At 33.9% G+C, this 11,718-nt stretch carries 14 protein-coding genes; all 14 read left to right on the forward strand.

From position 1 onward, the window contains the following. The first annotated feature begins 194 nt into the window (after positions 1-194). The 14 genes from EV144_RS05470 to EV144_RS05535 all read left to right on the forward strand — a co-directional run bounded on the left by EV144_RS05470 (position 195) and on the right by EV144_RS05535 (position 11,630). A complete protein-coding gene (locus EV144_RS05470; RefSeq protein ID WP_134146889.1) occupies positions 195-1,112 on the forward strand; it encodes a DnaJ C-terminal domain-containing protein in 918 nt (305 codons plus the stop codon). Then, on the forward strand, positions 1,105-1,410 hold the full coding sequence (locus EV144_RS05475; protein ID WP_134146891.1) for a chaperone modulator CbpM: 306 nt from the start codon (positions 1,105-1,107) through the stop codon (positions 1,408-1,410). The genes EV144_RS05470 and EV144_RS05475 overlap by 8 nt, the downstream gene beginning before the upstream one ends. Before the next feature lie 154 nt (positions 1,411-1,564). Then, complete coding sequence (locus tag EV144_RS05480; protein WP_134146893.1) at positions 1,565-1,951, forward strand: RidA family protein; 387 nt, start codon at positions 1,565-1,567, stop codon at positions 1,949-1,951. A 187-nt stretch (positions 1,952-2,138) separates the two neighbouring features. Beyond that, positions 2,139-3,368: a voltage-gated chloride channel family protein gene (locus tag EV144_RS05485; protein WP_134146895.1), complete on the forward strand. Its 1,230-nt coding sequence runs from the start codon at positions 2,139-2,141 to the stop codon at positions 3,366-3,368. Between the two features lie 291 nt (positions 3,369-3,659). Beyond that, positions 3,660-4,664, forward strand: coding sequence for a DHH family phosphoesterase (locus EV144_RS05490; RefSeq protein ID WP_134146897.1), 1,005 nt, complete (start codon positions 3,660-3,662; stop codon positions 4,662-4,664). 6 nt (positions 4,665-4,670) lie between these two features. Continuing rightward, positions 4,671-5,348 (forward strand): gliding motility-associated peptidyl-prolyl isomerase GldI, encoded by a 678-nt coding sequence (gldI, locus tag EV144_RS05495; RefSeq protein WP_134146899.1) that lies wholly within the window; start codon positions 4,671-4,673, stop codon positions 5,346-5,348. Between the two features lie 16 nt (positions 5,349-5,364). After that, positions 5,365-6,441 (forward strand): peptidylprolyl isomerase, encoded by a 1,077-nt coding sequence (locus EV144_RS05500; protein WP_134146901.1) that lies wholly within the window; start codon positions 5,365-5,367, stop codon positions 6,439-6,441. A gap of 39 nt (positions 6,442-6,480) precedes the next feature. Continuing rightward, a complete protein-coding gene (locus EV144_RS05505; RefSeq protein ID WP_134146903.1) occupies positions 6,481-7,620 on the forward strand; it encodes a peptidylprolyl isomerase in 1,140 nt (379 codons plus the stop codon). Between the two features lie 210 nt (positions 7,621-7,830). After that, positions 7,831-8,727: an EamA family transporter gene (locus EV144_RS05510; RefSeq protein ID WP_134146905.1), complete on the forward strand. Its 897-nt coding sequence runs from the start codon at positions 7,831-7,833 to the stop codon at positions 8,725-8,727. 86 nt (positions 8,728-8,813) lie between these two features. Then, entirely contained in the window at positions 8,814-9,170 is a 357-nt protein-coding gene (locus EV144_RS05515) for a DoxX family membrane protein (RefSeq protein WP_134146907.1), read from the forward strand. A 29-nt stretch (positions 9,171-9,199) separates the two neighbouring features. Next, complete coding sequence (aqpZ, locus tag EV144_RS05520; protein WP_134146909.1) at positions 9,200-9,907, forward strand: aquaporin Z; 708 nt, start codon at positions 9,200-9,202, stop codon at positions 9,905-9,907. A 54-nt stretch (positions 9,908-9,961) separates the two neighbouring features. After that, positions 9,962-10,204 carry a GlsB/YeaQ/YmgE family stress response membrane protein gene (locus EV144_RS05525; protein ID WP_134146911.1) on the forward strand — a complete coding sequence of 81 codons (243 nt, stop codon included), beginning with the start codon at positions 9,962-9,964 and terminating at the stop codon, positions 10,202-10,204. A gap of 198 nt (positions 10,205-10,402) precedes the next feature. Then, positions 10,403-11,230 carry a sterol desaturase family protein gene (locus EV144_RS05530; RefSeq protein ID WP_134146913.1) on the forward strand — a complete coding sequence of 276 codons (828 nt, stop codon included), beginning with the start codon at positions 10,403-10,405 and terminating at the stop codon, positions 11,228-11,230. 121 nt (positions 11,231-11,351) lie between these two features. Continuing rightward, complete coding sequence (locus EV144_RS05535; RefSeq protein ID WP_047775685.1) at positions 11,352-11,630, forward strand: DUF2805 domain-containing protein; 279 nt, start codon at positions 11,352-11,354, stop codon at positions 11,628-11,630. Positions 11,631-11,718: the final 88 nt, after the last annotated feature.

The raw sequence follows: 11,718 nt of genomic DNA on the forward strand, positions 1-11,718 counted from the left end.
TACAATATTAAATCTAAAATATAATTAAATAAAATATTTTGTAAGTTTTAACATATAAAAAATACAAAAACAAAACACACTATTAATTTGAAAAATTGTATCTCTAAAAAATTCTCACAAAAAAGCTTTATCTTTCTTGATAAGTAGTGAGTTTATCATTAAATTCAATACTTTAATTTTTTAAATCTTAAAAAATGGATTATATCGATTATTATAAGGCGTTAGACATTACCAAAACAGCTACGGAAGCCGATATAAAAAAAGCATATCGAAAAGCAGCGCGCAAATATCATCCTGATCTGAATCCGAATGATAAAGAAGCCGAGAAAAAATTCAAAGAAATAAACGAAGCGAATGAAGTTTTGAGTAATCCGGAAAATCGTAAGAAGTACGACAAATACGGAAAAGACTGGAAACACGCTGATGAATTTGAAAAAGCCGGTTACGATCCAAATCAGCAACAGCAACAGCGAACAAGGCAGCAAAGCAGTCAGGGCTATTCTGATTTTGGAGGCGATTTCTCCGGAAGCGACTTTTCTGATTTCTTTAATTCTATGTATGGCTCGGCAAATAGCGGCAGAACGCAGTCTAAATACAGAGGTCAGGATTTTAATGCAGAATTACAACTCGATTTGGCTTCGGCTTACACGACACACAAACAGAGTTTAACGGTTAACGGAAAAAACATTCGAATTACAATTCCGGCAGGTGTAGAAAACGGACAGGTTATAAAAATTCCAAATCACGGCGGCGCTGGTGCAAACGGCGGACCGAATGGTGATTTGTATATTACTTTTTTAATCGATAACAATTCTGATTTTAAAAGGGAAGGAAATAATTTATACGCAGATGTTCCGCTTGATTTATACACTGCCGTTTTGGGCGGCGAAATAAATGTAAACACTTTTGACGGTAAAGTAAAGATTAAAGTACCGGCAGAAACGCAGACAGGAACTAAAGTAAAACTAAAAGGAAAAGGATTTCCGATCTATAAAAAGGACAATCAGTTTGGTGATTTATATATTACTTATACTTTAAAAACGCCGATGAAATTGTCTGATAAAGAGAAAGAATTGTTTCAGGAATTAGCAAAAATTAGAAATCATGAGTAGTAAAAATTTAATTCAGATAAGACAATTTTGTTTGTATCACGAAATTGAAAATACTTTTATAACAGAGCTTCATAATTATGGTCTGGTTAAAATTATTATTCAGGAAGACGATGAATATTTAGAACCTGAACAACTGCCTTCTGTCGAAAAAATGATCCGAATGCATTACGATCTTAAAATTAATATGGAAGGAATTGATGCCATTGCTCATTTATTAAATAAAATCGAAGTTTTACAGCAAAACCTAACGGCTTCTCAGAATAAACTCCGCCTTTATGAAGAAAATAAATCTGAATAATTGAGATTCAAAATATCACAAAAAAGAATGATTTACAGTATGATTCAACCCAAATTAATCTCTTTTTGAAGAGCAGATTTTATAAATTGCAACGTAATTAATTAACCTGAATTTGTTTTAAAACTTGACAAAACAAATCCGCAAAACATAAAAAATGAAAAGAGAAAACATCTTAACAGGATCACCGTGGGAAGACAAAATGGGATATTGCCGCGCTGTAAGAATTGGGAATATCATTGAAGTTTCTGGAACTGTAGCTGTAGTTGACGGGGAAAAAGTTAAAGCTGATGATGCTTACGCTCAAACTTATAACATTTTGGAACGTGTTGAAAAAGTATTACAGGATTTGAATGTTGGAATGAAAGATGTTATTAGAACCCGTATTTTCACCACTGATATTACTTCTTTTGAAGAGGTTGCAAGAGCGCACGCTTCTTTTTTTAAAGATGTAAAACCTACAACTGGTTTTTATGAAATCAGCAAACTGGTTGCTCCTGAGTATTTAGTTGAAATTGAATTTACTGCTGTGGTGCAGGAATAATATTTTTTTTTGCCACGAATTGCACGAATTGTTTTTCGGTTGTCAGCCTGAGCGGAGTCGAAGGCTCATGCTGGATCGGGCTTCGACTCCGTTCAGCCTGACAAAAGATTTTTTATTCTTATCAATTAAAGCAAATCAAATTCGTGTAAATTTGTGCAATTCGAGGCAAACCATTTTAAAATCATTAATGACAATTCCAGACTCAAAACAATTAGTGTTAGACCTATTCAAATGGATTATCATTTGTGTTTTGATTGGCTTTTTTTCTGGTTCTGCGTCGGCATTTTTTTTGGTTTCTTTAGAATGGGTTACACAATTTAGAATTCATCACGACTGGATTATCTGGCTTTTGCCAATTGGCGGATTTCTCGTTGGTTTAAGTTATTATTATTGGGGCGAATCTGTTGTAAAAGGCAATAACTTATTGCTTGAAGAATACGAAAATCCCAAGAAAGTAATTCCGTTTAAAATGGCTCCTTTAGTTCTTTTAGGAACCTTACTTACACATTTATTTGGAGGTTCTGCAGGACGCGAAGGTACAGCAGTACAGATGGGAGGCGCAATTGCAGATCAGTTTACGAAGCTTTTTAAACTTGATAATTCAGAACGCAAGATTTTAATTATTTTGGGAATAAGCGCTGGTTTTGCATCCGTTTTTGGAACGCCTTTGGCCGGAGCTGTTTTTGCTTTAGAGGTTTTATATTTTAGTAAAATCAATTTCAAAAGTATTGTCTTAAGTTTTCTTACCGCTTATGCCGCTTATTTTACCGTAGAATTTTGGCAGGTTAAACACACGCATTACAGCATTCCAAATGTTCCGGAAATTACGCTGACCAATTTATTTTATACCCTTATAATCAGCATTTTGTTCGGACTTGCTGCTTTATTATTTTCCAGAAGTACTCATTTTTGGAGTTCACTTTTTTCAAAAATAAAATATCCGCCGCTAAGACCTTTTATTGGCGGTATCTTTTTAGCCGTTGCAATTGCTGGTTTTGGCTTTACAAAATTCTCGGGATTAGGAGTTCCGGAAATTGTAGATTCATTTTCAAATCCAAATCAATGGTACGATTTTCTACTTAAAATTTTATTCACAGGATTTACGCTTGGATGCGGTTTTAAGGGTGGCGAAGTAACACCTTTATTCTTTGTTGGCGCCACTTTAGGAAGCGCTTTATCTCTTATTGTTCCGATGCCAATTGCACTTCTGGCCGGAATTGGTTTTGTTGCCGTATTTTCGGGCGCAACCCACACTCCTATTGCCTGCACGATCATGGGAATGGAATTATTTGGCATTGCTCCGGGAATTTTCATCGCCATTGCCTGCACAATTGCTTATTTTTCTTCAGGTTCTGTAGGGATTTATAAATCGCAGATTGTCAAAGGGGCTAAGTATAAGTTGTACCAATATTTTTAAAATTCCAAAAATTTTAAATTCCAAATTCCAATTGGAATGACAATGCCAATGGCAATATCAATATCAATTGCAATATCAACTCAAAACTTATACTTCCAACTTTCAACTCATAACTTTAACTCATAACTTTTAACTCATAACTTTTAACTCATAACTTTCAACCTGAAACCTGAAACCTGAAACTTTAAACTTTAAACCTAAAACTTCAAACAAAAACCTCAATTCCCTAAAAGTGTGTTAATCTGTAAAATGATTTCAACATTACATTAAAAAAATGTAAATTCGCACACTATGAAAATACAAGATATTCAAGCGATACAATTACTGCTTGCCAGCCCAAAGAAAATCGCCATAATTCCGCATAGAGGTCCAGATGGCGATGCCATGGGTTCTACGTTAGGTTTATACCATTTTTTATTAAAAAACAATCACCAGCCTACGGTAATTGCTCCTAATGATTTTCCTGATTTTTTAGCTTGGTTACCAGGTTCTGAAACAGTAAAAATATTTGAAAAAGACACCGAAAACTGCACCAAAATATTAGAAGAAGCCGAGATAATCTTTACACTAGATTTTAACGCTTTTCATCGTACAGGCGAAATGGAACATACGTTAGCTAAACTAACTGCTCCGTTTATCATGATCGATCATCATCAAAAACCTGATGATTACGCTGCATACATGTACTCCGATACTACTTTTGGCTCTACCTGTGAAATGGTTTATAATTTCATTTCCTTTTTAGGCAAAAAACAAGATATCGATAAAACAATTGCAACTTGTATTTATACCGGAATTTTAACCGATTCTGGTTCGTTCCGTTTTCCGGGAACTACAGGAAACACACACCGTATTATTGCAGAATTAATTGATTTAGGAGTTGAAAACACTGAGATTCCGGTGCTATTGTTTGATAATAGTTCTTACAGCCGTCTGCAATTATTAGGGCGTGCTTTGCAGAACATGAAAATATTTCCAGATCATAAAACTTCGTACAGTTACCTTACACAAGACGAATTGGATTCTTTTGATTATGTAAAAGGAGATACAGAAGGAATTGTAAATTACGGTTTGAGCATACAAGGTATTAATTTTACTGCTATTTTTATTGAAAATAAAGACGAGAAGATTATCAAAATTTCTTTCCGTTCGCAAGGTGGTTTTGATGTAAATCAATTTGCAAGAGATCATTTTAACGGCGGAGGACATAGCAACGCTGCCGGCGGAAGATCGGAAGTTTCGATGGAAGAAACTTTGAAAAAGTTTGAAGATTTAGTAACTAAACTAAAAATATAACCCCAAATGAACTACCTAAAACTAAGCATTTACAGTCTGCTTTTTGCTGTTTTACTGGTTGGCTGTAAACACCACGAAGAAGCTAGGAAACCTATTTCCAGAAGCTCTGGCTCGTTTATGAAAAAATCGGCCGACCGCAACAAAAAATTAGTAGCCAACGAAGAAGATGTTATTAAAAAAATAATAAAAAGTAATCCTAAAACGAAGTATTATGCAACGAGAAAAGGATACTGGCTTTATTATGACGAAAAAAACACTACCGATCTTTCGTCACCAAAAAAAGGAGATATTGCTTATTATAATTTAGAAGTTAAAGATATTAACGGAAAAATTATTTATTCAGAATCAGATCTTGGGCCTCAGACTTATTATGTAGACAAACAAGATATCATGATGGGATTGCGTGATGGTATTAAATTGATGCATAAAAATGAAACTGTTACTTTCTTATTTCCTTCGCATATTGCTTACGGATATCATGGTGATAACAAAAAAATTGGACCTAATCAGTCTTTAATCTGCACGGTTACGCTTCGTAATTTTGTTCCGGATACAGCGCAGCCAACAACTGCGGTACCTGCTACGACTGCAAATGCAACAGGACAGACACCAAAACCTGCAGCGCCGAAACCTGCAGCCGTAAAACCAGCTTCACCAATTAAAAAAGACACAATAAACAATTAAACAAACGTTTTAAAAAATGAAAAAAAGTATTTTATTATTACTATTAGCCGTTACCTCATTTTATTCTTGTAAGGACGAACACAGTAATTTACCAGACGGTTTATATGCTGATATTGAAACCAATAAAGGACATATTATTGTAGAACTTGATTATAAAAAAGCACCTATCACTGTCGCTAACTTTGTAACTTTAGCTGAAGGTAAAAATGAATTTGTAACTCAGGAAAACCTTAAAAACAAACCATTTTATGATGGATTGAAATTTCACAGAGTTATTGAAGATTTTATGATTCAGTCTGGTGATCCGTTAGGAACTGGTTCTGGTGATACTGGATACAAATTTAAAGATGAATTCTCTGATTTGAAATTTGACAAAGCTGGTGTTTTAGCAATGGCTAACAATGGTCCTGGAACAAACAGCAGCCAATTTTTTATTACACACGTAGAAACGCCTTGGTTAGACGGCAAACATACTATTTTTGGACACGTTGTTGAAAAAGGACAAGAAGTAGTAAACAAAGTAATTCAGGGAGATAATATTATTGCTGTAACTATTGTTAGAAATGGTGAAGCAGCTAAAAAGTTTGATGCTGTAAAAGTATTTCACGATTATTTTGCAGAAATCGCAAAAGAGCAAAGCAAATATGCTGGTGTTCAAAAAGAAAAAGTAGCGTATTATGCTTCTATCAGACCTAAAGCTACAAAAACAAGCAGCGGTTTAGAATTTGTAATCACAGAAAAAGGAACTGGCAAAAAACCAGCTGCCGGAGCTAATGTTTACATTCACTATGCAGGTTTTCTAGAAGACGGAACTTTATTTGACTCAAGTATTGCAGACGTTAATAAAACTTTTGGAAAATTTGATGAGCAGAGAGCAGCTCAAAACGGTTATCAGCCAATTCCATTTCAGGCAGGCAAAAAAGACGGTTTGATTCCCGGATTTATTGAAGGAATTGAGCAGTTGTCATTTGGAGACAAAGCTGTTCTTTTTATTCCGTCGCATTTAGCTTACGGAGAAACTGGAGCAGGAGGGGTTATTCCGCCAAATGCTAACATCATTTTCGAAATTCAATTATTAGAAAAACCACAATAAATTCATAAAAATAATCTGTAGACTTAAATTAGAAACACGATGAAATTTAAATTTCTATTTTTATTTTGCTTGGCAGTAGTAAACATTCAAGCGCAAGCGACTAAAAAACCTGCTGCTAAAAAAGCACCAGTAACTAAAACAGCTGTAAAAGCTAAAGCTGCCGTAAATCCAAACGAGGGAATTTTTGCCACAATCTCTACTACAAAAGGAGATATTGTAGTCTCTTTAGAATATGTAAAAGCACCTGTAACTGTGGCTAACTTTATCTCTTTGGCAGAAGGTAAAAATCCTTATGTAAAAGTGGAAAAACTAAAAGGTAAACCATTTTATGACGGATTAAAATTTCACAGAGTTATCAATGATTTTATGATTCAGGGAGGAGATCCAGATGGAAACGGTTCTGGTGGTCCCGGATATTCTTTTAAAGATGAATTTGTAGAAGAATTAAAATTCGAAAAAGGTGGTGTTCTGGCAATGGCAAACTCTGGTCCTGCTACAAACGGAAGCCAGTTCTTTATCACTCATAAAGATACGCCTTGGTTGAACGGAAAACATACTATTTTTGGACATGTAGTTTCTGGTATGGACAATGTAAATAAAATTGTTCAGGATGATATTATGACCAAAATTACGATTACCCGCAAAGGTGCAGCAGCAAAGAAATTTGATGCCGTAAAAGTTTTTAGTGATGATGTAAAAAAACAAGACGCTAAGAAAGGCGAAAGCCAAAAAGTAGTGGCAGCAAAAGCAGCTTATTTTGCAGCTACAAAAGCCAAAGCTGTTACAACTGCTTCTGGTTTAAAATACGTAGTTACACAAAAAGGATCTGGAGCAAAATTGCCTGAAGGATCTACAATCTATTTTCATTACGCTGGTTACTTTGAAAACGGAGATCTTTTTGACAGCAGTATGTCTCAAGTTGCAAAAGCATACGGTAAATATGATGCCAACAGAGATGCTCAAAAAGGATATCAGGCTTTCCCTTTTACAGTTGGTAAAAAAGACGGAATGATTCCTGGTTTTATCGAAGCTTTGGATATGATGACAGATGGACAAAAAACGATTTTCTTTCTTCCTTCAAATCTTGCTTACGGAGAAAAAGGTGCTGGAGGTGTAATTCCGCCAAATACAACTTTGATATTTGAAATTGAAACTTACAACAATCAGCCTGCGAAATAATTATTTCAGATTAAAATAATAAAACTAAGCCGTCAAGATTCATTTTTTGACGGCTTTTTTTATTTCTTCTTTCTGTCAAATTCTTAATTTCAGCATCAATTTAAAACTTAAAATTACAGCAATAATAAGGTTTTTATAGATTTAATATTAAATCCTAAACAAAATAACTTACCTTTGCCGGCTTGATTTTTTTAAACTGAATAAGAAAAGATGTTACAAAATAACGTATTAAAGGGAGTGTTTTTAGTTGCATTAGGTGCTACAACTTACGGAATGTTAGCCACTTTTGTAAAAATGGCCTACTCAGAAGGTTATACAACTGCCGAAGTTACAACCTCTCAATTTGTATTGGGAATTATCGGAATTTTGCTTATTAATGCGTTTCAAAAAGCTAAAAACAAAGAAAAAGTTGTAAAAGCTACTTCAAGAAACATCATCAGTTTAATGACTGCCGGAACTTCTTTAGGAATGACGAGTTTGTTCTATTATCTGGCTGTAAAATATATTCCGGTTTCTATTGGTATCGTATTATTAATGCAGACGGTTTGGATGGGTGTTTTGCTTGAAATGATTTTAGAAAAAAAACTACCTTCTAAACAAAAAGTAATTGCTGTATTTATTGTTCTTATAGGAACAGTTTTAGCAACAAATATTCTTCACAATGAAATTCAGCTGGATTGGCGCGGTATCGCATGGGGAATTTTGGCTGCTGCTTCTTTTACTACTACGATGTTTACTGCCAATCGTGTAGCTACAGAAATTTCGTCTGCACAGCGTAGTCTATATATGCTTTTGGGTGGCGCTGTAATTGTATTTTCGTTTGCTTTTGCAACGCAGGTAACGCCTTTTAATCTTGAAATTTTCATGAAATGGGGAATTGTATTATCTCTTTTTGGTACTATTATACCGCCAATGCTTATGAACGCTGGTTTTCCTTTAACAGGAATTGGACTTGGCAGTATTGTTTCGGCATTAGAACTTCCGGTTTCTGTAACGATGGCTTACGTTTTATTAAACGAAAAAGTAGTCTTTACGCAATGGGTTGGAATTGTTTTGATCATTTTAGCTATTATTATCATGAATGTAAATTTTAAGCGTAAAAACTAGCCCTTTTTGCAGAGCATCAAAAAAACAGTCTTGTAATGTAATAATTGTTAATTTTTTTTATAATTTCGTGATAAAACAATCTTATCATGACTTTACCCTGGCATTTATATTTAATGGCTTTTCTTTATATAATTGCTGGAATCAACCACTTTAAAAATCCTGGAATGTACATCAGAATCATTCCTCCTTATCTGCCTAATCCCAAATTATTAAATAATTTAAGTGGAGCTGCCGAAATTATTTTAGGCATTCTCCTGCTCTTTCCTTCTCTTACACGTATTGCTGCATGGGGCATTATAGCACTATTAATTGCTGTATTTCCTGCAAATCTTTATATGTTTCAAAAGAAAAAAAGAGGTTTTTCTTTGTTAAATTTTATTTTATTAGTACGTTTGCCCTTACAAATTGTATTGATTTTATGGGCATACTTATATACCCTTTAACAATCAAATATTAATTAAATTTATTTACTATGAAAAAATTATTTGCTGAGTTCTTCGGAACTTTTTGGCTTGTTTTTGGAGGTTGTGGCAGCGCAATTTTTGCAGCCGGATATCCCGAATTGGGAATCGGATTTGTTGGAGTAGCACTTGCTTTTGGGCTTACTGTCCTGACAATGGCATATGCCGTAGGACATATTTCCGGGGGGCATTTTAATCCTGCTGTTTCTATTGGTTTATGGGCTGGAGGCAGATTTCCTGCTAAAGATCTTCTTCCGTATATTGTTTCACAATGTGTTGGAGCTATAGCTGCTGCAGGAACGTTGTACACAATTGCTTCTGGAAAAGCAGGTTTTGTCATCGATAATACAAGAGCAGGTGCTTTTGCATCAAACGGTTTTGGGGCTTTTTCACCAGATGGATACTCCATGATATCATGTTTTATAGCTGAATTTGTACTTACTTTATTTTTCTTATTAATAATTTTAGGAGCTACAGATAAATTTGCCAGCACTCCATTTTGCGGAGTAGCAATTGGTTTAGGTTTAACTCTAATACACTTAATTAGTATTCCGATTACCAATACCTCTGTTAATCCTGCAAGATCTTTATCTCAGGCAATTTTTACAGGTGGAGTACCCTTATCGCAAGTTTGGCTATTTTGGGCCGCTCCTATTTTAGGCGCTATAGTAGCTGGATTTATCTACAAGACATTATTACAAAATCATGCGGAAGCATAACATACAATTTTTCCCAAAAAAATAAATTAAATAATCATTTAAAAAAATAACATTATGGCATTTTTATATTTCTTACTTATTGGAGCAATTTCAGGTTGGTTAGCGGGTCAATTCTGGAAAGGTGCAGGTTTCGGACTTATTGGTAATATTGTAGTAGGTATTATTGGAGGTTTCTTTGGCGGATGGCTTGCAGGAAAACTTGGTATTGGCGGAGGAGGATTGCTTTGGCAAATCCTAATTGCTGCTGTAGGTGCCTGGATTTTGCTATTTATTATTAGTTTGATAAAAAAATCATAACAACACAATAGATATACTTTCAATAGTTATCTACTTTTATATTCGAGGAGAAAAAGATTTAAATCTTTTTCTCCTTTTTTTTCGCACAAAACTTCATATCTAAAATGTATCAATTAAGGTACAAAAATGAAAATTCAGCAATAAACCAATATTTATTTCATCAATTTAGTTAAATTTGAGGATATACATTATTAGATTATGAATGAGATTATAAATTATTTCGACACCATTCCGTCTTCTCATCGAAGCCTGATTTTAGTTGGAGGAATCACAATCTTCTGGCTGATAGAAAATACTTTTCCGTTGTTTCAAATGCAATACAGGAAATGGCATCATGCAGGAATTAATTTTTTTCTCACATTTACTACTATTATTGTCAATTTTATTTTGGCATTCATTTTAATTAAAACGGCTGCTTTTACTTCAGAAAATCATTTCGGAATTCTGCAATGGCTTCCTGAAATTCCCATTTGGCTTTACACCATTATCGGTTTGCTTTTATTAGACTTAATTGGAGCATATTTAGTGCATTTTATTCAGCATAAAGTAAAATTCTTATGGCGTTTTCATCTCATTCATCATACAGATACCTGGATTGACACCACAACGGCCAACAGACATCATCCTGGAGAAAGTGTAATGCGCTTTATATTTACCACTTTAGGAGTTCTAATAGTAGGAAGTCCGATGTGGATGGTATTTTTATATCAATCCTTATCCGTTGTGGCTTCGCAGTTTAATCATGCTAATATTTCACTTTCAAACAAATTAGATGTGTTTTTAAGTTACTTTATAGTTTCGCCCAATATGCACAAAGTACATCATCATTATGTACTGCCCTATACAGACAGTAATTATGGAAATATATTCTCTGTTTGGGATCGTCTTTTTGGCACTTTTACAACCTTGCCAAAAGAAGAATTAATTTACGGAGTAGATACGCATATGATGCCGGATGAAAACAATAAATTGAAAAATTTACTGCAAATTCCGTTTCAAAAATCAAGATCTGCAAAAAACAGTTAAAATCATTAAAAAAAGTATCCTAGATCGAACCAACTAATTATTTTTTTTATTAATATTGAATCATAAATTGAAAATCAATCTATTAATCATTAACCTCTACTTTTGAATTAATTTTCACGTGATGAAAAAGAGTAACCGCAAAGAATTGAATTGGGAACAAACTGAAAAACTTGTTTCACTGGCTTTAGAAGAAAAGAATCCATTTGAGATTATCAAAAAAGAATTTGGACTGGCAGAAAAGGAAGTATTGGAGATCTTGAAAAAGAAAATGCCACTTGAAAAATTTGAAATGTGGAAAAAGAAAGCGCTTGCAAATAAACCAAAACCAAAACCCGTTAAAATAGATGATTTTGATGAAGATTTGGATGGTAAGTATTATATAAAAAATAAACTAGACTAAAAAAAAACTCCTGATTTCAGGAGTTTTTTTTATATTTATAACAATATCATGTAACTTTTTTACATTTTGTAAGTCATATGCAAATAAC

Source organism: Flavobacterium sp. 270 (genome assembly GCF_004368785.1).
Classification (GTDB): domain Bacteria; phylum Bacteroidota; class Bacteroidia; order Flavobacteriales; family Flavobacteriaceae; genus Flavobacterium.